20 protein-coding genes are annotated in these 22,248 nt (G+C 51.7%); 15 read left to right on the forward strand and 5 right to left on the reverse strand.

The window, feature by feature from the left end:
- Positions 1 to 19: 19 nt before the first annotated feature.
- Together rnt and pyrC are read right to left on the reverse strand one after the other, a co-directional pair.
- A complete protein-coding gene (gene rnt, locus D568_RS0114260; RefSeq protein WP_026287058.1) occupies positions 20 to 631 on the reverse strand; it encodes a ribonuclease T in 612 nt (203 codons plus the stop codon).
- A gap of 54 nt (positions 632 to 685) precedes the next feature.
- Positions 686 to 1,714: a dihydroorotase gene (gene pyrC / locus D568_RS0114265; RefSeq protein WP_020210287.1), complete on the reverse strand. Its 1,029-nt coding sequence runs from the start codon at positions 1,712 to 1,714 to the stop codon at positions 686 to 688.
- Between the two features lie 102 nt (positions 1,715 to 1,816).
- Here pyrC and D568_RS0114270 point away from each other — a divergent pair, with 102 nt between their 5' ends.
- The 4 genes from D568_RS0114270 to D568_RS21850 all read left to right on the forward strand — a co-directional run bounded on the left by D568_RS0114270 (position 1,817) and on the right by D568_RS21850 (position 5,105).
- Positions 1,817 to 2,734 (forward strand): MotY family protein, encoded by a 918-nt coding sequence (locus D568_RS0114270; protein WP_020210288.1) that lies wholly within the window; start codon positions 1,817 to 1,819, stop codon positions 2,732 to 2,734.
- A gap of 192 nt (positions 2,735 to 2,926) precedes the next feature.
- Positions 2,927 to 4,324, forward strand: coding sequence for a Do family serine endopeptidase (locus D568_RS0114275; protein ID WP_020210289.1), 1,398 nt, complete (start codon positions 2,927 to 2,929; stop codon positions 4,322 to 4,324).
- Positions 4,325 to 4,408: 84 nt separating this feature from the next.
- The gene (locus D568_RS0114280; RefSeq protein WP_020210290.1) at positions 4,409 to 4,660 is read left to right on the forward strand and encodes an FAD assembly factor SdhE; all 252 of its coding nucleotides are present in this window, start codon (positions 4,409 to 4,411) and stop codon (positions 4,658 to 4,660) included.
- On the forward strand, positions 4,623 to 5,105 hold the full coding sequence (locus D568_RS21850; protein ID WP_169334805.1) for a protein YgfX: 483 nt from the start codon (positions 4,623 to 4,625) through the stop codon (positions 5,103 to 5,105). The genes D568_RS0114280 and D568_RS21850 overlap by 38 nt, the downstream gene beginning before the upstream one ends.
- On the opposite strand, the gene nadB is transcribed toward D568_RS21850, so the two are convergent.
- The gene (nadB, locus tag D568_RS0114285; protein WP_020210291.1) at positions 5,102 to 6,721 is read right to left on the reverse strand and encodes an L-aspartate oxidase; all 1,620 of its coding nucleotides are present in this window, start codon (positions 6,719 to 6,721) and stop codon (positions 5,102 to 5,104) included. The two genes, D568_RS21850 and nadB, sit on opposite strands and share 4 nt — an antisense overlap.
- Before the next feature lie 272 nt (positions 6,722 to 6,993).
- Between nadB and rpoE the strand changes: the two genes are divergently transcribed.
- From rpoE to D568_RS0114305, 4 genes are all read left to right on the forward strand, one after another.
- Positions 6,994 to 7,587: an RNA polymerase sigma factor RpoE gene (rpoE, locus tag D568_RS0114290; RefSeq protein ID WP_020210292.1), complete on the forward strand. Its 594-nt coding sequence runs from the start codon at positions 6,994 to 6,996 to the stop codon at positions 7,585 to 7,587.
- Between the two features lie 177 nt (positions 7,588 to 7,764).
- Positions 7,765 to 8,421 carry a sigma-E factor negative regulatory protein gene (locus D568_RS0114295; RefSeq protein WP_020210293.1) on the forward strand — a complete coding sequence of 219 codons (657 nt, stop codon included), beginning with the start codon at positions 7,765 to 7,767 and terminating at the stop codon, positions 8,419 to 8,421.
- 3 nt (positions 8,422 to 8,424) lie between these two features.
- Positions 8,425 to 9,423: a MucB/RseB C-terminal domain-containing protein gene (locus D568_RS20265; protein WP_020210294.1), complete on the forward strand. Its 999-nt coding sequence runs from the start codon at positions 8,425 to 8,427 to the stop codon at positions 9,421 to 9,423.
- Between the two features lie 18 nt (positions 9,424 to 9,441).
- Positions 9,442 to 9,897, forward strand: coding sequence for a SoxR reducing system RseC family protein (locus D568_RS0114305; protein WP_020210295.1), 456 nt, complete (start codon positions 9,442 to 9,444; stop codon positions 9,895 to 9,897).
- Here D568_RS0114305 and D568_RS0114310 read toward each other — a convergent pair.
- Both D568_RS0114310 and D568_RS0114315 read right to left on the reverse strand, forming a co-directional pair.
- Positions 9,873 to 10,958 (reverse strand): MJ1255/VC2487 family glycosyltransferase, encoded by a 1,086-nt coding sequence (locus D568_RS0114310; protein WP_020210296.1) that lies wholly within the window; start codon positions 10,956 to 10,958, stop codon positions 9,873 to 9,875. The two genes, D568_RS0114305 and D568_RS0114310, sit on opposite strands and share 25 nt — an antisense overlap.
- Positions 10,955 to 11,491, reverse strand: coding sequence for a phosphatase PAP2 family protein (locus D568_RS0114315; RefSeq protein WP_020210297.1), 537 nt, complete (start codon positions 11,489 to 11,491; stop codon positions 10,955 to 10,957). Before D568_RS0114315 ends, D568_RS0114310 begins: the two co-directional genes overlap by 4 nt.
- A 94-nt stretch (positions 11,492 to 11,585) precedes the next feature.
- Between D568_RS0114315 and D568_RS0114320 the strand changes: the two genes are divergently transcribed.
- The 7 genes from D568_RS0114320 to trhO all read left to right on the forward strand — a co-directional run bounded on the left by D568_RS0114320 (position 11,586) and on the right by trhO (position 22,223).
- Positions 11,586 to 11,954, forward strand: a complete 369-nt coding sequence (locus tag D568_RS0114320; protein ID WP_020210298.1) for a diacylglycerol kinase — start codon at positions 11,586 to 11,588, stop codon at positions 11,952 to 11,954.
- 108 nt (positions 11,955 to 12,062) lie between these two features.
- Complete coding sequence (locus tag D568_RS20270) at positions 12,063 to 13,244, forward strand: efflux RND transporter periplasmic adaptor subunit (RefSeq protein ID WP_020210299.1); 1,182 nt, start codon at positions 12,063 to 12,065, stop codon at positions 13,242 to 13,244.
- Between the two features lie 14 nt (positions 13,245 to 13,258).
- The gene (locus tag D568_RS0114330) at positions 13,259 to 16,396 is read left to right on the forward strand and encodes an efflux RND transporter permease subunit (protein WP_020210300.1); all 3,138 of its coding nucleotides are present in this window, start codon (positions 13,259 to 13,261) and stop codon (positions 16,394 to 16,396) included.
- A gap of 149 nt (positions 16,397 to 16,545) precedes the next feature.
- Positions 16,546 to 17,679, forward strand: coding sequence for an efflux RND transporter periplasmic adaptor subunit (locus tag D568_RS20275; RefSeq protein WP_020210301.1), 1,134 nt, complete (start codon positions 16,546 to 16,548; stop codon positions 17,677 to 17,679).
- Positions 17,672 to 20,800, forward strand: a complete 3,129-nt coding sequence (locus D568_RS0114340; RefSeq protein WP_020210302.1) for an efflux RND transporter permease subunit — start codon at positions 17,672 to 17,674, stop codon at positions 20,798 to 20,800. Before D568_RS20275 ends, D568_RS0114340 begins: the two co-directional genes overlap by 8 nt.
- A 49-nt stretch (positions 20,801 to 20,849) precedes the next feature.
- On the forward strand, positions 20,850 to 21,161 hold the full coding sequence (locus D568_RS0114345; protein WP_020210303.1) for a BolA family protein: 312 nt from the start codon (positions 20,850 to 20,852) through the stop codon (positions 21,159 to 21,161).
- A gap of 111 nt (positions 21,162 to 21,272) precedes the next feature.
- Complete coding sequence (trhO, locus tag D568_RS0114350) at positions 21,273 to 22,223, forward strand: oxygen-dependent tRNA uridine(34) hydroxylase TrhO (RefSeq protein WP_020210304.1); 951 nt, start codon at positions 21,273 to 21,275, stop codon at positions 22,221 to 22,223.
- Positions 22,224 to 22,248: the final 25 nt, after the last annotated feature.

The raw sequence follows: 22,248 nt of genomic DNA on the forward strand, positions 1-22,248 counted from the left end.
TGTTTCGGCGACTTCTGTGCTAAGCCAGTGGGGGTGGCCACCCGCCCAATTCTCGCCAGCGATTAACGATCAGACAAAACAGCTCAGCGGTTTTTTCGGCATCATAAGCTGCTGAGTGAGCCGCGCTGTTGGAAAATTCGATGCCGGCAATCTGGCAGGTTTTGGCCAGTACGGTGTGGCCGAACGCCAGTCCCGATAGCGTTGCGGTATCAAAGCACGAGAAGGGGTGAAAAGGATTGCGTTTAATCTCGCAGCGCTCGATGGCGGCGTTGACAAACCCTAGGTCAAAGTGTGCGTTGTGGCCCACCATGACCGCCCGGGTGCAACCGTTGTTCCGCACTGCGCGGCGAATGCCCTGCAGCAGCTCTGTCATCGCCATGGGCTCTGGGTCTGCCATGCGTTCGCTGCTTTCTAAATCAATGCCTGTGAAATCCAGTGCAGATTGCTCGATATTGGCGCCGTCAAAGGGCTCGATGTGAAAGGCCAGTGTCTCGTCAGGGCGCACCAGACCATCGTCATCCATAGTCAGGGTAACGGCGGCCACTTCCAGGAGGGCGTCTCGGGCACTGTTAAAGCCCCCGGTTTCCACATCCACTACCACAGGAAGAAAGCCGCGAAAGCGCTGCGCCATGGGTGAGGCATTGTCTTTTTCAAACTCGGGGGGCTGGGGCTTCACAAAAATTCCTTAAGCCTTGATTTGCCAGTTGATGGTTTCGCCGGCGCACAGGGGCACAATAGTTTCATTTAAATAGGGCAGGGTTTCTGGTAATTGCCAAGGGGTATTGGTGAGCGTAATGCTCGAGTCGTTGCGTGGCAAGCCGTAAAAGTCGGCACCGAAATGGCTGGCAAATCCCTCAAGCCTATCCAGCTTGCCAGCACGATCAAAGGCCTCGGCGTAGAGCTCAATAGCACTGAAAGCGGTGTAGCTGCCAGCACAGCCACAGGCCGCTTCTTTTTTGCTTTTAGCGTGCGGGGCCGAATCGGTGCCCAGAAAGAATTTGGGGTTACCGCTGGTAGCGGCTTCAATTAACGCCTGTTGATGGGTGTTGCGTTTTAGTATCGGCAGGCAGTAATAGTGGGGCTTAATGCCGCCCACCAACATGTGATTGCGGTTGTAAAGCAAGTGGTGTGCGGTAATGGTGGCACCGATATTGGCCGGAGCCTGGCGCACAAATTCGGCGGCATCGGCGGTGGTGATGTGTTCTAACACAATTTTCAATGCGGGAAAGTCATTCACGACCGGTGCGAGCACGGTTTCAAGAAAGACTTTCTCTCGGTCAAAAATATCAATGGCTGTGTCGGTTACCTCACCGTGAACCAAAAACAGCAGGCCCTCTTGCTGCATGGCTTCGAGCGTGCCGCGAATATTGTTAATGTTGGTCACGCCAGAGTCAGAGTTGGTGGTCGCGCCTGCTGGGTACAGTTTGCAGGCAACCACGCCCGCGGCTTTAGCGGCGCGAATATCGTCGGCGGTGGTGTTGTCGGTCAGGTACAGCACCATCAAAGGTTCAAAATTACCCTGGCTGTGCGTCAAAATGCGTTGGCGATAGGCCACTGCCTGTTCAGCATTCAGTACGGGCGGCACCAGATTGGGCATAACGATGGAGCGCTGAAACTGCCGTTCGGCGTCAGCGACTGTACGTTTTAATGAATCACCATCGCGAAGGTGAATGTGCCAATCGTCGGGGCGGGTGAGGGTAATTTCTCGGTTCATGGGGCTTCGCTGTCTGTTAAAGGCTCGCATCCTAGCAAAATTGCCGCTAAAGCGCAGCCGTAGCTAGCCGATACCCTGTTTGAAATAACCATTGAGGTCGCTATGTTTTCCGCTGCACGTTTATTGGTCGCTGGTTTTGTTGTGCTTAGCAGTGCCCTTTTGGGGGGACATGCTGGTTGGGCTGCAACTTATTCTGGCCCTATGGAGACCACTCGCTGGAAAAACGACTCCAGTGTGTTTGCGTGTAAGTTGTATCAACAGGTGCCGCAGTGGGGGCGCGCGGTATTTTTACATCGCGCAGGGGAAGAGCAGCGGTTTTATCTCGCGCAGGTGAATCGGCAGTTAGCCCCCGGTGCTGCGAACTGGTATTCGTTAACCCCGTCCTGGCGAGCTTTTGGGCAGCATCAGAGCGTAGCCAGTGCGCAGGTTACTGAATCCACAGAGCCTGTTAGCCATAATTGGCGAGAGTCGCAATTATTGTTAGAGCAGTTGCGAGAGGGTAATCAACTGTTGCTGCGCGGGCAGGCCTGGGCTGCACGTGGTGAGCATGACTTTGCCGATATTGTCATTGAGCCGTTGGGTTTTCGGGGGGCACTGGATGATTTTCAGCGGTGCCTTGGTTCTTTGCTGCCGGTTAATTATGATCAAATTCATCGCAGCACCGTGCACTTTGCTGGCGCTTCGGATGAATTTAATGACGACGAGCGCGAGCTGTTGGATAACCTGACACGCTATGTTCTATCAGACCCTTACGTAACGGGCATTGTGGTGGATGGCCACACCGATGGCTCGGGACTTCGTGCCGATAATTTAGAGTTGTCTCAGCGTCGGGCGGAGTTTGTTGCCAACTATCTACAGGAGCGGGGTATTTCGGCGGATATGCTGCAAGTGCGCTGGCACGGCGAACGCTACCCTATAGCGTCAAATCGTACTGTAGCGGGTCGGGCTGAAAATCGTCGAGTAACGATTAGGGTGGATCGTTTCGAGCCACCAGAGGAAACTCTGGCCCAGTCGCGCTAGTTGGTGGCGCGACACTTCACCGAGAGTGCTGGCGCCGTTAAATTTTTGTAATGGGTCGCCTGGTTCGGAATTTTTGCAGTCAGTTTGTGTCCAAGTCGCCGCTTTTATACAGCCCTGATTCCAGTCAGGCGCGTGTAACTCAGGCCCTGTTGAGGGTGTGTTTGGTACTTACGATACAGAGGTATTCACTGCATGCAGCAAAAAGTGTTCATCATCAAACTGTTGTTGGTAACTTGCTTGCTTTTTACCGGTTTAATGGCGCGCGCGGCGGCACTGCCGGAATTTACGGATTTAATTGAAAAGAGCGCGCCGGCGGTGGTAAAGATCACTACCAGCAAAACCATAACCACTCAGGGGTCGCCATTTGGTCAGTCCCCGTTTGATCAGCACGAATTACCTCCGTGGTTTCCTCAGCCCTCCCCCCAAGAGCGACATTCCGGCTCCATGGGGTCTGGTTTTCTAATTAGCACCGATGGCTACATAGTCACCAATAATCACGTGATTGATGGTGCGGATGAGGTAAATGTACGTTTGCACGACAAACGAGAATTTGTAGCTGAAATCGTCGGTGCAGACCCTCTTTCAGATTTGGCGTTGTTGAAAATTGACGCTGATGATTTGCCAAAGCTTAATTTCGCCAAGGCGGATACGCTAAAAGTCGGCCAGTGGGTGGTGGCCATAGGCTCGCCTTTTGGGCTTGATTACTCGGCCAGTGCCGGTATTGTCAGTGCAAAGGGACGCTCTATTGGTGCCAACCAAAGCCAGTATGTGCCATTTATTCAGACCGATGTTGCGATAAATCCGGGTAACTCGGGCGGGCCTCTGTTCAATATGGACGGTGAGGTTGTGGGCATTAACTCGCAAATTTACAGCCGCTCCGGTGGTTCGAACGGTTTGTCCTTTTCTATCCCCTCCGATGTGGCGGAGGAGGTGGTGGCTCAGCTCAAGGATGGCGGTCGGGTTGAGCGCGGATGGTTAGGTGTCATGATTACAGATGTTAATCGAGATCTTGCTATTTCTTTTGGGTTGGACAAGCCTGTAGGCGCTTTGGTAAACGATGTAGAGCCGGACAGTCCCGCCGAAAAAGGTGGGTTAAAACCCAGTGACATTATCATCGCCTTTGATGGCGAAGAAGTGCTGGATTCGGGCATGCTGCCGCAGCTGGTGGGTCGCGTCGCACCAGGCACAGAGGTGGACGTAACCGTTATGCGTAACGGTAACAAAGAGACACTTGAAGTAACCTTGGGAGAGCGTGAGGTGAAAGGCGGTGTAGCGGATGCGGCGGGAAGTAAAAAAGGCGGCAGCCTTGATCGCTTGGGGCTGAAGCTGGATGAAATCGATCAGCGTTACCGTGAACGTTGGAAGCTGGATGGCGGTGTGTTAGTGCGTCAAGTAGAGCCCAACTCGCCAGCGGCGGATACAGGTTTGCGCCCCGGCGATGTGATTGTTCAGCTGGGCTACGATGAAGTGAATACTTTGGATGACTACGAGGCGTTGGCGGCGAGCCTACCAGCGGACAAATTGTTACCAATACGTTTCTATCGTCGCGGTCAACCCATGATTCGTACCATTCGTATCGAGAATGAATAAGTATTCGGGGTGGCGTGCGCGCGCGTCGCCTCATCTATATCTTATCTGTATACTGGCGCCATCTTTATATGGCTGGAGTATGTAGTGGAAAGAAATCGACTGTTTTGGGGTAGCCGCCGCGGCATGCTTGAGCTCGACTTAGTGCTGCTGCCGTTTTTGGATAATGTCTACCCCGGGTTAGAGCAGGCCGACAAGGAGCGTTACTGGAAGCTGCTTGAGTGTGAGGATCAGGATATGTTTGCGTGGTTTTTACATCGTCAGGACCCGGAAGACCCTGAATTACAAAGGATTGTGAAAATTGTCCGCGATAATACCGGAATGCCGAGACAAAGCTGACAGCCCTCTGCCCCGGCATTTTCACGGTCGGGTCTATTTGGATGCTGATATTCTTCCCTCGGCCCATCTGCGTGTTGTTTCTATTGTCGTCATTGTCAGTGCTTTTCTGTTGACGCTTTTGGCTTTTTACCCTCTGTTGCCAGACTCCTGGCTTGTATTGTTGAGCGTGTCGTTTACAGAAGCTGCTTGTGGAGTGTGGTGTTTGCGAGCAACACCTATGAGACGATTGCGGCTGGATCACACGGGGTGGTCTCTCGCAGAGGCAGCAGGTCCGCTACTGCCGGTTGCAATTGAGAGCGAAGTGAAGCTTTGGGGGTGGTGCGCGATAGTTGGTTTTCGTTATCGCGGTGGCCGTCGGGTGCGGCTGGTGATATTACCCGATTCCATGGCTCCTACCGAATACCAGCGTTTAAGGGTGTGGCTCGTCACTCAAGCCGGCCCTTAAGCGCTGACGATAATATCTTGAGCGGCAAAGTTGGTGGGCACCAAAATGGTATCTCGGGCTATAGCGCTCATATCCGGGTGGTCCAATGAATAGTGCAGCCCCCGACTTTCTTTGCGCTCCATGGCTGAGCGGATAATAAGTTCTGCCACGGTGGCCAAATTACGCAGTTCGATTAAATCCCCACTGACTTTATAGTTGCTGTAGTACTCGGCAATTTCTTTTTGCAGCAATTTGATGCGATGCGTAGCGCGTTCAAGACGTTTATGCGTGCGTACAATGCCGACGTAATCCCACATAAAGCGGCGCAGCTCATCCCAGTTGTGCGAAATAACAACATCCTCATCGGAGTTGGTGACTCGGGACTCATCCCAGTTAGGAGACACTTGTGGTGCAGGTACGTTTGCCAGTCTGGATGCTATATGTTCGGCGGCCGATTGAGCATACACAATACATTCAAGCAACGAGTTGGAGGCCATACGGTTAGCGCCGTGCAGACCGGTGAAGGAGGTCTCACCAATCGCGTATAGGTTTTCTAAATCTGTTTGGCCATTGTTGTCTACAACGATACCGCCGCAGGTGTAGTGTGCAGCCGGTACCACAGGAATGGGGTCGCGTGTGATATCGATGCCAAACTCTAAGCAGCGGGCTTTTACAGTCGGGAAGTGTTCAGTGATAAATTCAGGTGATTTGTGGGATATATCCAAATAAACACAGTCACACCCGAGGCGCTTGATTTCGTGGTCGATAGCTCGGGCTACAATGTCGCGTGGCGCCAATTCGGCACGCTCATCAAATTTGGGCATAAACCTTGTGCCGTCGGGTAAGCGTAAATACGCCCCTTCGCCGCGCAGAGCTTCGGTCATCAAAAAGCTTTTGGCCTTGGGGTGGTAAAGGCATGTAGGATGAAATTGGTTGAACTCCATATTGGCCACCCGACAGCCTGCGCGCCAGGCCATGGCAATACCGTCACCAGAGGCGCTGTCGGGGTTGCTCGTATACAGGTAAACCTTGCTGGCACCACCGGTAGCCAAAACAACGGTTTTGGCCTGAAAAACATGCACATGGTCATCGGCGCGGTTCAGAGCGTAGGCACCGGTGCAGCGTAGTTTGCGTGAGCCTGCGTCTGCTTGGGTTATCAAATTCAGAGCAACATGATGTTCAAAAATTTCGATAGAAGGATGATGTTGAACTTGCTCAATTAAGGTGCTGTGGACCGCTTTGCCGGTGGCGTCGGCGCTGTGAATGATGCGTCTGTGACTGTGTCCGCCCTCTTGCGTCAGATGATAGTCGTCGGAATTTTGTTCTCGGGTAAAATCTACTCCCTGATGAATCAGCCACTTTATAGCAGATTTGGAGCGTTCAACCGTAAAGCGCACGGCATCCTCATGGCACAGGCCGGAGCCGGCCACTAAGGTATCAGCAACGTGAGCCTCAATGGAGTCTTCGTCGTCCAATACGGCGGCAATGCCTCCCTGGGCAAACCAAGTGGAGCCGGTGTTTACGGCGCTTTTGCTAAGTACGGCCACTTTCGCGGATTTGGCCAGGCTGAGTGCCAGGGTGAGCCCTGCGGCACCCGAGCCGATGATGAGTACATCGTGATCAAAATGTCGATTCATAGAGCGTGTTCACAGTTTGTCAGGGGCGGAGTATAGCAAGAGCCGGTGAGTAAATAAGAGTCTTTTACGCTGCTGCACGGGCTGCGGGATCATAAAAGCGTATAATTAGCTTGGAACTTCTCATAGAAGATATTGGTCTATGGGGCCATTGCAAGTGGCGCTAGAAGCCCCGATGTTACGCGTTTGAAGACAAAAAGGTTACCGTCTGTATGGATTGCAGGCGTAGAAATTAGAGTATCACCCGAATATGCCGGGTGTTTTGGGGGTAGTGAATGACAGCGCAACCGGCGCCAGACACCGATCAACAACTGGTCGAGAGAGTTCAAAAGGGTGATAAGCGCGCCTTCGATTTGTTGGTTATTAAATACCAGCACAAAATTTACTCCATTATTGGCCGTTACGTGCGAGATCAGGCGGAAGTACAGGATGTTGCACAGGAGGCATTTATAAAAGCGTATCGCGCGCTGGCTAAATTTCGTGGCGAGAGTGCGTTTTATACCTGGTTGTATCGTATTGCGATTAACACGGCGAAAAACCACTTGGTTTCGCGCTCGCGCCGTCCACCGGCTTCAGATGTCGAGGTGGATGAAGCTGAGTTTTACTCGGGTTCTGATTTGCTGAAAGATACTGAGACCCCGGAAAGTAATTTGCTGTGTGCCGAAATTCAACAGGCAGTGGATGGGGCCATTCGTGATTTGCCCGAAGACTTGCGCTCAGCGGTCACTTTACGTGAGATGGAGGGGCTGAGCTACGAGGATATTGCAGCCATTATGGATTGCCCGGTAGGAACGGTACGGTCACGTATTTTTCGCGCACGAGAGGCGATTGATAAAACGATTCAGCCATTACTTTCTAGTAGCGAATAAAAAGCTGAACATTAGCTGAACCTTTATAGACAGGGAGTGTCTGATCGGAACAGCGGGTGTAAATCTTTGTAATTCTGGCTCTGCTGCGCTATGTTAGCGAACGTTAAATTGCGCCACAATGCTAGATTCACCAGACCATGAAAGCGCTAGGCGCTATATGTAAAGGTAACGACGAGCATGACAGATAAGTTCGAGGAACAATTGGCCGAATCCCTATCGGCTGCGGTCGATAGCGAAGCTTCTGAGCTGGAGTTAGCTCGTATCCTCAAAGCCTCGGCGGACAGTAATCAAGCGAGACTTAAGTGGTCTCGTTATCAGGTTATCAGTGCCTCGGTGCGCCGCGACATGCCAGAACAAATGGCCCCCAGCGGTTTTGCGAGTCGTATCAGTGAAGCATTGGAGGACGAGCCAGTTTACAGTGCTCCGCGTCAATCACGTTGGCTAGTGGGCTTGGGCCGTGTTGCTGTGGCGGCGTCTGTCGCCGGTGCGGTTATTGTCGGGGCTCAATTTTATCAGCAGGATCCCACCGGCAATGCGGCTGGCATGGTCGCTGAGTCTGGTGCAAGTGCTCCAGCGCCTGCAGATGTGTCTCTGCCAGCTGGCTTCAATGCGCCGGCTCTGTCTGCCAGGCCAGTCAGTGTGCAGTCGGGTTATCAGACCATTCCACGGCGTCAGGTGGTGGTGGAGCCACGCCGCGCCGATGTTCAAGTGTCTAACGAAAAGGTTCGGATTTATCTGCAGCAGTTGTTGGAGCAACACACAGACCATGCTGCGGTTAACAGTGCCAGTGGTGTCGTGCCACACGCGCGCGTTCCTCTAATTGAAGAAGAGTAAATCATGAGTCGGCTTGCCGGCGCCTTGTTGCTGACGTTATTGCCGTTCAGTGTTGTACAGGCGCAACCCCTCCCAGACGAGACTATACCTGTCTCGTCTGCCAGTTCTTCGGCCCTTTCTGAAGATTCCGCCATTCGCTCGGTAAGCGAACTGCTGGCAAAAGTGACCCAGCAGCAGCGCCAGCTCAATTATCAAGGCATTTTTACCCACCAAGACAGCAACGGCAGCGACAGCTTTCGGCTGCAGCATTGGGTGGAAGATGGAATTGAATACCAGAGGGTTTATTATTTGCAGGGCCCGGAGCGAGAGGCGGTTATTAACAAGCCGCTAGGTTGTCAGGGAGCTGCAGAGCAACTGTTATTGAATCGCGCGGCCGGGTTACAGGCGCAGCATTCACAACTCGAGAAACTTTATAACTTTCGCCTACTGGGTGTGGATCGCATCGCCGGGCGAGAGGCGACGATACTACATATCGTACCCCGAGACCCTTTCCGCTTTGGCTATGTATTCAGTATAGATCGCGCTACAGGCCTGGTGACAAAGTCGATTCTACTGGATGAAAATCAACGTCCGGTCGAGCAGTTTCAATTCGTCGAGTTGGAAACCGAAATACCCGTAGAATCCTTTGCCAGCTCTACCGCCCCTAAGGTCTCGCATCAGGTGCGCGCCGAGGACATGACCGATTGTGGTGTCGCTGCCAAGGCCGAACCTGCTGTATGGCAGTTAGGTTGGGTTCCTGAGGGTTTTGCCTTTGCCGGTGAGCGTCAGGTGCGCGATAACATTCAGATGCTGATGTATACTGACGGCTTATCAACGTTTTCGGTGTTTCTTGATCCTGCGGCGCAAGATGTCGCTATCGAAGCACGTGCCAGGCGCGGCGCTACCAATTTTTATCTTGGTGGTGTGACTCGGGGGCAGCAGCTGTATCAGCTGACTGTGGTTGGCGAGGTGCCCGCCAGTGTGGCAGAGCGAATCGGGCAAGGGTTACAACCCAAATCTTAAGGCGTATCGAGTTATCCAATGTTAGTCGAGTCGGGAAAAATTGTTGCAGTAGAGGCGGACGGCTTGTGGGTTGAAACCATAGCCAAGTCCACATGCGGCAGTTGCGCGGCACAAAAGGGTTGTGGTCAGAGTTTGCTGGCAAAATTTGCCGGTCATACGACGTTTATCTGGGTGTCTTTGGCAGGGCGTGATGCAGCGAGCTATCAGATTGGCGATGCGATTGAGCTTGGAGTTCCCGAGCAAGTGGTCGCTAATGGCTCCATACTGGTTTATCTCTTGCCGTTACTTACGCTGCTCGCTGCAACGGTGAGCGCACATCAATTCGGCACGGGTGAAGGTTGGACAACGATTGCAGGGCTTGGGGGGTTGTTGCTTGGCGGTGCCTTCGTACGTTGGCGAGCTTATGTAACCCGCCACGACAGTCGTTTGCAGCCAGTACTTCTGGATGATCAGCAACCGCTTAAATTCGCTTGAATAGCCCTTGTTCCCTCGCCATTAGGTAATTCCGCGATACCTGGCACCTTGGTCCATAAGTTTTGGCTCAACTGTGAAAGATTTTGTGCTTTATCTTCAACAATCCAGCGGCTTATCGCAGCGGAAACGTCAGGGTAGGGGGTTGGTGCCGGACGGGCCGCCTTTAACCACTGCGAAATAATTTCATGTGACAGCCTGTGGGCGGTAGTGGCGTAGCCCAGTGCCTGTAACGCCAGAGCGTTAGACTGTTGCTCCATTTGCCCTATTACCGGTTCCACCAATAATTTCTTTCCCAATTCAATAGTCTCACTTGGTAATTCAAACCCTGCGCTGGAAATTACCCCTTCGCTTGAGTGCAAATGCGCCTGAAAGCCTGAGCGGGAAAATGGACATAGTTGTATATGTCCCATATCTTTCGCTTCGGCTAGCTTGTGATAGACGTAGAAGCGATACTCGGTAAAAGGTTCAAGCAACTTTAAAATGTCGTCTAGGTCTGCGAAGGGCAAGTACACTAATATCTGATTTTCTTTAAAGGTATTGTTGTGGTTGGAGGGCTCGACTATCGGTGGCAGCAGAGGTTGATCAAAGTGATGCCAGTGCACGCCAACAGGGGTGTCAGTGGGGGCAAACCAACGCATGAACGTATCGGTAACCAGGTTGTTGGCCCGTTTGGGGATGGGGTACAAAAACGAATTTTGATGGGAAATGCCAATGGATCTGACTCCTTGCTTTCTCGCTGCCCAAGCGGATACTGGCTCAAAGTCACTGACCACCAAGTCATACTGTTGCATGGGTAAGGAGCGGATGTCACGGTAAAGCTGTAGAAGGTTACTCTTGAGTACAGTTTTGGTCATCTTGACCTTGCCTTTTTGGGTTTGCAAGGTCATGCCTTGATAGCATTGGAAGTCGCCAAAAATCTCCATATCGAAAAAATCAGATTTGGCGCGCCCCGAAAATAACCAGTCTACCTGAACATCGTAATCCGCCAATGCACGCGCCATGGAGCGTGCACGTGTCAGGTGACCATTACCCGTTCCCTGTACGCCATAAAGTATCTTCATCCTACCAATCCTGTATACATGAGGCTGCCGAGCATTGCACAAGCGGAACCGAGAGCGGCCCCCGCGACTATATCTGAAGGGTAATGGACCCCCAGCAAAACACGAGATACGCCGATTAAGCAAGCCAGTGCATAGGCTGCGAGAGCGAATACGGGAAAGAACATCAGGATTAAATAGGCAAATACAAAAGCGGCCGCTGTGTGGCCCGAGGGAAAGCTAAATTGATCCGATGGGGTAATCCAGCTTTCAAACATGTCAATTTTTACGGCGGGGCGATCACGTTTGATAACATTTTTCAAAATTAGGTAGAGCCCTACATCCAGCGCATAACAGCACAAGCCCATGAATAAAAAAGTATCACTATGGGGCACTTCAAATGCAATCAGCGCGAGAGCGATAGTGGCATAAAGCGGGCCATCGCCGCAGCGAGATATCCAGCGAACTGTGCGCCGGTACGGAAATCGTTTAGTGACGTGCAGCCACATAAATGCCAGGGTGTCGAGCTGGTGGACTCTCTGCAAAAAAGCATTCATAGTTTCACCCTTTGTGCGTTATCGGTGGGGACGGCTAAGAGATACCACCGCAGTATGACGCTTGTGTGACAGAATTTTTAAGGGGGTGTGACGAATGAAGCCAGGTAAAAGAGGGGTTACCCGAATAGCACATGCTTTGGGCTATTCCCTGCAGGGGTTGGGAGCGGCATGGAAGTTTGAAGCTGCTTTTCGCCAAGAGGTGATTATGGCTTTTGTACTGGTTCCCAGTGCATTTTTGTTGGCGACTAATCATATTGAATTGGTACTGCTTATCTCCAGTGTTTTTTGGGTGTTGATTGCCGAGTTGATTAACTCAGCGGTAGAGGCTGTGGTCGATCGCACCGGCTCAGAAATTCATGAATTGTCCGGACGGGCTAAGGATATTGCTTCGGCGGTAGTGCTGCTGAGCTTAATTCTCTTAACGGTGATATGGGGAATTATTGCCTGGAACCGATTTGCTTGAATCGCTGACTATTTTGTTTTCGCAATAGGAAGTTAACGGCCAGGAAGGCTAGTATATTGAAGAGAGTCGAACTGACGCGATAGTGTCGACATCATCAGGAAGTGATTTATGAGTGCAGCGAGCCCCCGGTCGTCCGTATCTAATGCCACATTGTTTGGCCTTATCCTTGTTATTTTTCTCGGTTTGCAGGCCTGCTCTAAAAAGCCACCACCGGCACCAGAGGTAAAGCCTTCGGTGTCTGTGTACGAGGTGGCTCTGCGGCCCGTGGGCACCTACCGGGAGTTTGTAGGGCGCACTGAGGCTCGAAAAACTGTGGCTTTGCGGGCGCGTATTGAAGGTGAGCTGAAGCAGCGGGGTTTCGCTGAAGGGGCCGCAGTGCTCCAGGGACAGTTGTTGTTCGCTATTGAAGACTCACCCTACATAGCTGCGGTACAAGGCGCTCAAGCTGAACTTGATCGCGCTCGAAGTGAAGTGGATCGAACCACGAAAGAACTTGCCCGCGGTGAGCAGCTGGCCCCAGAAGGCTACTTGAGCCAGCAAGATCTGGATAAATTAGAGGCTGCTGCCAGTCAGGCAAGGTCGACGTTAAAAGCTGCTGAGGCGCAGTTGGAATCGGCAAGTATTAATCTCGGTTACACACGAATTACCGCTCCTTTCGATGGTGTGATAGGCAAAACCCGTTACAACGTGGGAACTATTGTTGGCCCTTCCAGCGAGCCACTGGCTGAGCTCTCAGCTTCTGACCCTGTTTACGTAAACTTTCAACTTGAGGAAAGTGCTTACATCACGTATTTGCAGCAGCGCCAGCGTGAGGGCAAGCTCAATCAGTCGCCCCCTGTGGATATCAGCATGCGCCTGCCAAATAACGACATTTATCCAGAATCGGGATCATTAAATTTTGCCGATACGCAAGTGGAACCGACGATGGGCACCGTTAGCCTGCGTGCCGAATTTCCCAATCCAGACGGCGTTGTGGTGCCAGGTATGTACGTTACTTTGCTGGTAGAGGGGCGAGAAAAAGACAATTTACCGGTGGTTCCGCAGGCTGCGGTGCAGGCTGTGCAGGGTGGCTATTCAGTTTTGTTGGTGAGCGGCGACAATACTGTCGAGCAGGTGATTGTTCGTATGGGAAGACGTTTAGGTCCCATGTGGGTAGTAAAAGAGGGGTTGCAAGTAGGCGACAGGGTTATCATCGATGGTTTGCAAAAGGTGCGATCAGGAATTGAAGTTGAGCCTGTAGTACATCAGGTAGATTTCGTTACTGGGGCTATTCGCCCCCACAACCAATAAGGTGGGCTGAGCTTATGATCAGCCGGACGTTTATTTATCGCCCTAAATTTGCTTTTGTCATTTCCATTGTCATTACCTTGGTTGGATTGCTTGCACTCAATAGCTTGCCAGTCAATTTGTATCCTCGCCTTGCTCCCCCCAAAGTGCAGGTATCGGCCGTGTACCCTGGAGCCAGTGCGCAAGTGGTAGAAGAGGCTGTGCTAAGGCCACTAGAAGAGCAGATCAACGGTGTGGAGAATATGCTCTACATAGAGTCTTCTGCATCAAACAACGGTGCGGCCAGTATCACGGTAACCTTTGCCACTGGCACCGATGAAAATATCGCCCAGGTCAATGTACAAAATCGGGTCTCATTGGCGACGCCCTCTTTGCCGCAAGAAGTTACCCGGCAAGGGGTTACGGTACGTAAGCAGGCCAGCAATATGTTGTTGGGGGTCAACCTGGTTGCAAAGCCAGGCTATGAGCATTTTGATGAGCTGTATCTCAATAATTATGCCGATAGTTTTTTGGTGGAACCCTTGGGGCGAGTTCCGGGTGTCTCTGATGTTAACTTAATGGGCGATAAGGCCTATGCAATGAGGTTATGGTTAAACCCTGATCGCATGCGTGCTTTGAGTGTAACAGTAACGGATATTACTCAGGCTTTAGGTGAGCAGAATGTGATTGTTGCGGCGGGTAAGTTGGGGCAAAACCCCGTGCCCGATGGCCAAGTATTTGAATACAGCATTCAGGCGCAAGGACGGTTGCAAAGTGCGGATGAGTTTGGCGATATTATTTTGCGTGCTGATGACCAAGGTGCCGTCGTAAAGCTGCGTGATGTCGCACGGGTGGAGCTGGGCTCGCGCAGCTATGGAGTTACTGCGAAATTAAGCGGAGCAGAAACCGCTTTTATGGTGATTTATCAGTTGCCGGATGCAAATGCCTTGGATGTGGCATCCGGAGTGCGGGCGCAGATGCAGGCGTTGGGAAAAAATTTACCTGAAGGAATGGAATACAAACTGATTTTTGACTCCACTGTGTTTATTACTCGCTCAGTGGAAGAGGTTGTTGTCACGCTGTTGCAGGCTGTGGCCTTAGTCATCGCTGTGGTGTTTTTATTTTTACAGAATTGGCGTGCAACGCTTATACCTTCCATTGCAATCCCTGTCTCATTGATTGGCACTTTCGCCTGCATGTTGGCGCTGGGTTACTCCATTAACTTAATCACTTTGTTTGGTTTGGTGCTGGCCATTGGTATCGTTGTGGACGATGCAATTATCGTGATTGAAAATGTTGAGCGTGTGCTGCACGAAGATAAATGTACGGTACGTGAAGCCACGCTTAAGTCCATGGCACAGGTTAGTAAACCAATCATTGCAACCACTTTGGTGTTGCTGGCGGTATTCGTGCCGGTAAGCTTTATGCCGGGTATTACAGGGGTGCTTTATCAGCAGTTTGCTGTGACTATTTCTTGCGCGGTACTCATTTCTTCTATTAACGCTTTAACGTTAAGCCCTGCACTTTGCGCTGTGCTGCTACGGGAGGAGAATAAACCGGCGAGGTTTATGGCTCCTGTGGAGGGCGCTATTGAAAAGTTAACTGCTGGTTATAAAACTATTATAGGGAGCATGTTGCGGCGTTCCGCTCGAGGTGGTGTGGCGCTGGTGTTGATTGTGGCGGGGTTAATTTGGTTGCTGATGAATCTACCTAGTGGATTTGTTCCTGAGGAGGATCAAGGCTATCTGTTTGTGGACGTACAGCTTCCCGATGCCGCCTCGAGTCAGCGTAGCGTTGCAACGTTAGACCGGATTACCCATATAGCGTTGCAGCAGCCTGGTGTTAGTGATGTGATTTCTGTGGCCGGTTTCAGTGTGCTGTCTGGCGCAGGGTCAAATAATGGTTTTGCGGTGGTGGTGCTGGACGATTGGGAGGAACGCACTTCGCCAGACTTAAGTGTGCAAGCTATTCTGGCCCAGCTGTACACAAAGTTTAATGCTATCACCGAGGCGCGAGTGCTGGCTTTTAATTTACCGCCGATTCCCGGTATTGGTGTTTCCAGCGGTTTTGAATTTCAGTTACAAGACACGGCAGGGCGCTCACCGGGTGAACTTGCTCGGGCGATGAATGGCTTGGTGTACGCGGCCAATAGCAGTGGCGATTTGTCTCAGGTGTTCAGTACTTTTCGTGCCAATGTACCGCAGTACTTTCTCAATGTGGATCGAAATAAAGCGAAAGCCCAAGGCATTGCCATCAGCGATATATTTACCACCCTGCAGGCCCAGTGGGGTTCGGTTTACGTAAATGATTTCAGCTTTAACTCACGGACTTATCGCGTGATGATTCAAGCCGATGGTCCCTACCGGTTAAAGCCTGAAGATTTGCAGCACTATTATGTGCGTAATTATAAGGGTGAAATGGTGCCTTTATTGACCTTGGCGAGGCTTGAACCCGTTCAGGGGCCTGTGAGTATCAGTCATTACAACCTTTACCGTTCCGCAAAACTTACCGGTAATCCTGCGCCTGGCTTGAGTTCGGGACAGGCTATTGCCGCGATGGAAAATCTGGCTGATACACATTTACCGGACGGGTTTACCTACCAATGGTCCGGTCAGTCTAAAGAGGAGATCGACGCGGGCAATCTGGTGCCAGTGTTGTTTGCGTTAGCCTTTTTGTTTGTATATTTGTTTTTGGTGGCCATGTACGAAAGCTGGACCATCCCCATAGCCGTCATTATGGCGGCACCTCTGGCCCTATTCGGTGCACTCTTTACGTTACAGTTGGCGGGTTTAACCAATAATCTTTACGCCCAAATAGGTATGGTGTTGTTGTTGGGGATGGCCGCTAAAACTGCGATTTTAATTGTGGAGTTTGCCATGGAGCAGCGCAGCGCGGGCGAAAGTATTGTGAATGCTGCTTATCATGCGGCGCACTTAAGGTTTAGAGCGGTGTTAATGACGGCGCTGTCATTTGTGCTGGGGGTATTGCCGTTGATCTTTTCCAGTGGTGCGGGCGCGGCTTCGCGTATCTCTTTGGGGTTTACCGTGTTTGGGGGGATGATGGCAGCGTCTATTTTAGGTACATTGCTAGTACCGCTGTTTTACTGGGCGATACAAACTGCCCGGGAGCGCTTTGGGGGGCCGTCTAAATCTGGGCAAGAGGTGATTGCCAGCTGATCCTTTTCCTTAATAAAGTCCCCATTTAAAGGGGGCTTTACCTTACTATACCTGTTTTACAGTTCCTTACGTGTCGGTGCTGCCTAAGGCGTCGGCCGAGCCGTAGAATCCCCAAGCATAAACGTGTCCATTAAAGGTGAACGATAAAAATGCTGTACTTGTTTCGCAATGTATTTTCCGGTGTACCGCTAGGCGTTGGCCTGTTGTTGCTGAGCGTGGTTTTATCCGGATGTTCTGACTCCGAACCCTCGAAACAAGCCCGAAGCGATAACAAGCCTCGCCCGGTGATTGCAGCTCAAATTCACTACATCCCCGAGCGGGTTGAAGTTGAAGCCGTAGGCACGTCGCGTGCACTGCACTCAGTAAATATTCGACCTCGGGTCGCAGGTCAGGTGGATAGCGTCCAAATTCAACCTGGGCAAAAAGTAAATCAGGGTGCCGAGTTATTCACGTTGGACAGCCGCGATGAAGAGTTAGCGCTGCGTAATGCCGAGCTGGAGCTTGCCGACGCTGAGCGTTTGCTGGAGCGTTATCGTCAAACCAAAGACAGCGGAGCTGTAACCCAGTCGGCATTGGATGATGCTGATAGCGCAGTGGCGCGAGCCCGAGTAGCGGTGGATCGTGCCAAAGTGAACTTGGCCTATCAGAAAGTACTAGCACCGTTTACGGGGTATGTGGGTTTTACCGATATAGACCCCGGTGCCTGGGTAGATACCAGTACCACCTTAACCACGCTGGATGACCGCAGTCGTTTGTTGGTTACCTTTTCTTTGCCTGAGCTTTTATTGGGCCAAATTGATGTCGGCCAGAAAATTGCCCTGTCTACCTGGCGTGAAAAAGACACCATTGCTGAAGGCGATGTAGTGGAAATTGACAGTCGAGTGGATGATAGCGAGCGTATGTTTCGAGTTCGCGCCCATGTCGATAACACAAATGACGCGCTGCGCCCCGGTATGAGCTTCCGCATTGCATTGCAATTGCTGGGCAATGAATATGCGGTAGTCCCAGAGGTCTCACTGCAGTGGGGGGCTCGGGGTTCTTATGTGTGGGCGGTCGTTGATGGTATCGCTGAGCGGCGTGTGGCCACGATTGTTCAGCGCTTAGCGGGTAAGGTATTGGTGGATGTTGATTTGCCGGAAGGCGCACTGGTTGTGCTGGAAGGCATTCAAATGGTTCGTCAGGGGATGGCAGTCAGGGTAGACCAAATAGTGAACGCTGATGGAAACCCAGTGAGAGAGGGATCCGGCCCAGCAGCAGACATTACCGAGGTGAACGGTGACTGAGCATCACGAGAATTTGCATAAGGAAGATATTGCCAGCCTGAGCATTCGCCGTCCGATTTTAGTATTGGTATTGAATTTATTGATTGCCATTGCAGGCTTGGCGGCCGTTAAGGCGGTTGAAGTGCGAGAACTGCCTGATGTCGATCGGCCCGTTGTTTCGGTACGTGGTGTTTATCCGGGGGCGTCGCCTGAAACCATGGATGCAGAAGTCACCAGCATAGTTGAAGGTGCGGTGGCCAGAGTATCGGGTATTCGCAATATTCGCTCTTCCAGTGAAGAAAACAACATGCGCCTGCATGTGGAGTTTTCTCCCACGGTGGACTTGAACAGTGCCGCCTCGGATGTGCGTGAGGCTGTCAGCCAAATTGAGCGCGACTTACCCCCGGATATTGAATCTTTAACCGTAGTCAAAGCGGACCCAAACGCCAACCCTATTATCAATCTGGCGATGGTGAGCGATAGCCTTAACGAACTGGAGATGACCCGTCGGGCGGAGCAGGATTTAATTCCTGAGTTGATATCCATTGACGGTGTGGCAGATGTCGTGCTTTTTGGTGAGCGGCAAAAAGTGTTGCGGGTAGTGGTCGATCCTGTGCGCCTTGCGAGTTTAGGTTTATCGGTAAACGATGTTGCCGATGCGTTGCGTCAGGCACCTTTTGATGTGCCTTCGGGTAGCTTTCGCTCTGGCGATTTAGAGCTTTTAGTTCGTGCCGATGCATCAGCAGTTACCGAAGAGGCGCTGCAAGCGATCATTGTACGCGGTGATACTCGCCTGGCTGAGGTTGCTCAGGTGTTCTTTGCACCGGAAGACACCAGCTCTTATGTGCGTCTGGATGGCTCGCCGGTAGTGGGGCTTGGGATTGTGCGTCAGTCGCAGTCCAACACCTTGGATATTGCAGAGCGCGTGCATGCGGCTGTTGCACGTTTGAACGAACGATTTAGTGATTCGGAGCTGATTCTAACGGAAGACAGCGCTGAATTTATCAAAGGGGCCATGCGAGAAGTACTCATTAGTATGGCGCTGACGGTGAGTATTGTTATTTTCACCATCTGGTTGTTTATCGGGTCGCTGCGCGTGACGCTGATTCCCAGTGTGGCAATCCCCGTGGCACTGATTGGTACCGTCGCTGCTATTTGGGCGATGGGATTTTCTCTCAACATTCTTACCTTGCTGGCTCTGGTGCTGGCCACTGGACTGGTGGTGGATGATGCAATTGTTGTGTTGGAAAATATTCAGCGGCGGCGACATCAGGGCTTAGGTGCCCGCGCGGCAGCGGTATTGGGCACGAGGCAAGTGTTTTTTGCGGTGATTGCCACCACAGCGGTATTGGTCTCGGTGTTTGTACCCATCGCCATGCTGCCCAGTACCGCGGGGCGTCTATTTCGTGAGTTCGGCTTTGTGCTTGCGTTTGCGGTAGGTATTTCGTCGTTCGTTGCGCTCTCACTTGTCCCTGCTATGGCTGCGCGTATTGTACCGGAACGTAAAGACGAGGCTCACCCGATTCGCGATCGTATGACCGCTATTGGGGATAGGTTAGCCGGCGTTTACGGTCGCTCTCTAGAGCGGGTGTTGCGTTTTCGTTGGTTGGGGTTATTGCTAGCTTGCACGGCGATTGTGGGGGCTGTGCTGGTTTACCATAACGTCGACCAGGAGCTTCTTCCTGAGGAAGACCGGGGTGTTATTTATGTGGATGCCACCGGGCCTGACGGTACTGGGTTAGAGTATACAGCCAGGCAGGTAGCGGCTATGGAAGATCGCGTGAAGCCCTTGCTGGAATCGGGTGAGGCGACTCATTTGTTCAGTATTGTAGGCCGCTATGATCCTAACCGCGGGCGAGTAATTCTACCTTTGGCGGATTGGGAGCAGCGCGAGCGCAGCCAGCAAGAGATGATGTCGCAATTGCGTGAGCCTATGTCGGAAATTCCAGGTGCTTTTGTGCGCATCTCTACGACAAACAGTTTGGGATTATGGAGCGGTGGGGGCGGTATAGACATAGCGCTCGTGGGTAGTGACTACCAAGAGATTTTTGCTGCGGCAGAGTTATTTGCCGCCGCTATTGAAGATCAATTACCTAATTTGTCCCAGCCAGATATTCAATTTCAGCCTACCCAGCCCCAGCTCGCCGTAACGATTGATCGGCGTCGTGCCTCGGATTTAAATATTCCTTTGGAGAATATTTCCACCACTTTGCGTGCAATGGTCGACGGCTATGACTTGGTGGATTTATCGGTCGCCGATGAAGCTATCCCGATTATTATTGAGTCTTCCGGTGATCAGATTAATGACCCAGGGGACTTGGTCAACTTGTTTGTCAGTAACGCGGATGGTCGCTTGCTGCCTCTGTCCACCGTCGTCACCTTGAGTGAAGAGGCGGTAGCGGCTGAGCTGGACAGACACAAGCAGCGCCGAGCTATTGAAATTGATATTGATCTGGCCGATGGCTATCCGTTGCAATCCGCCGTGCAGGATTTACGAGGGTTAGCCGAGCGCGAACTGCCGCCGGGCATAGGGCTTATTTTTCTTGGGGAGGCCGAGACTTTAGATGAAACCTCACAAGAAGTAATGCTCACCTACATAATCGCTCTGATCGTTGTGTTTTTAGTGTTGTGTGCTCAGTTTGAGAGCTTTTCCAGTGCGGTTATTGTTATGTTGACGGTGCCCTTTGGTGTAGCGGCGGCTATATTCGCCCTGTTACTGACGGGTACCAGCATTAATGTTTATTCTCAAATTGGTCTGGTTATGCTGATTGGGCTGATGGCAAAAAACGGTATATTACTGGTGGAGTTTGCCGATCAGCTCCGTGATCGTGGCGCCGATGTTCTGAGTGCTGTCACTCGGGCGGCGAAAGTGCGCTTACGTCCAATTATGATGACGATGATGTCCACTATTCTGGGTGGTTTGCCCTTGATTCTAAGCGCCGGGCCAGGGGCTGAAGCACGCACGTCCATTGGTTGGGTGGTGTTCGGCGGTTTAGGCTTGGCGGCGGTGTTTACCCTGTACCTTACTCCGGTGGTGTACGTGATTGTGGCGCAGTTCTCCAAGGCCCGTGCGGAAGAAGGGCAGAGATTAGAACAGGAGTTGGAGCAGGCTCGATATATTCCCGACAGTGGTGAACAGTGAGGGGAGGGGCTGCATGCGTTACAATAGGGCCACACCAAATGAGGTACCTATGAACCCTGTACAAGATACCATTGAGCACGCTTTGCGCACTGAATTCTCACCTGTGGTGATGCAGGTCGTGAACGAAAGTCACATGCACAGCGTGCCGCCGAACTCCGAAACCCATTTTAAAGTTACCCTGGTGAGCGAAGCATTTGTCGGTAAGCGGCAAGTTCAGCGCCACCAGGCGGTGTACGCGGTGCTGCAGGAGCAGATGGCGGGGCCGGTTCACGCCCTGGCATTGCACACTTTTGCTCCTGATGAGTGGTCGGATACTGCAGTGCCTGAGTCGCCGAATTGCCTGGGGGGAGGGGGAAAATAATCATTTCTTGAGCGAAATCAAGACATTTGCTGGCTGTATAAAAAACAACCGGCTATAATCTCGCCCCCTATTTTGACCTTCAATATACGATTGACCGGAAACCGCACGAGCATGAGTGAAATAGTTGTAGCTGCCCTGTATAAATTTGTTTTGTTGCCTGATTACAAGGAGCTTCGGCAGCCGTTGTTGTCGGAGTGTGAGCGTTTAGGGCTTAAAGGAACCCTACTGCTGGCGGCTGAGGGGATTAATGGCACTATTTCAGGTACTCGTGCGGGGATTGACGGCCTACTCAGCTATTTGAAAAAAGATGAGCGGTTTGCTGATCTGGAACATAAGGAATCCTTACATCAGGATAAACCATTCTACCGCATGAAAGTGAAGCTCAAAAAAGAGATTGTCACTATGGGGGTAGAAGGTATTGACCCTAAGCAGATTGTGGGTACCTACGTAAAACCGAAAGACTGGAATGAGTTGATCAGTGATCCGGAGGTGCTGGTGGTTGATACCCGTAACCACTATGAATACGCCATTGGTTCGTTTGAGCGCGCAGTTGATCCTGAGACTGAAACGTTTCGCGAGTTTCCTGAGTATGTGAAAGATCATCTCAGCCCCGAAAAGCATAAGAAAGTTGCGATGTTTTGTACGGGCGGAATCCGTTGTGAAAAGGCCACCGCCTACATGAAAGAGCAGGGCTTTGATGAGGTGTATCATCTTGAAGGTGGAATCCTTAAATACCTTGAAGAGGTGCCAGAGCAAGAGAGCTTATGGCGAGGTGAATGCTTTGTGTTTGATAACCGTGTGGCGGTGAATCATAGTTTAGAGAAGGGTTCGTTTGATCAATGCTATGGCTGTCGGCACCCGATTACTGAGCAGGAGAAGGACTCGCCGCAGTACCTGAAAGGAGTTTGTTGCCCCCATTGCTTTGATTCATTAAGTGAAGATCAGAAAAAACGGTTTGCTGAGCGACAGAAGCAGATTGAGCTGGCTAAAACTCGCAACGAAGCTCACATCGGTGCGCCCCCGCCGGCTCGGCAGCGTAAAGCTAGGTTAAGTGGCGAATAAACTTTTGACCGCCTTTGCTTACTTG

It is taken from the genome of Gilvimarinus chinensis DSM 19667 (genome assembly GCF_000377745.1).
Classification (GTDB): Bacteria; Pseudomonadota; Gammaproteobacteria; order Pseudomonadales; family Cellvibrionaceae; genus Gilvimarinus; species Gilvimarinus chinensis.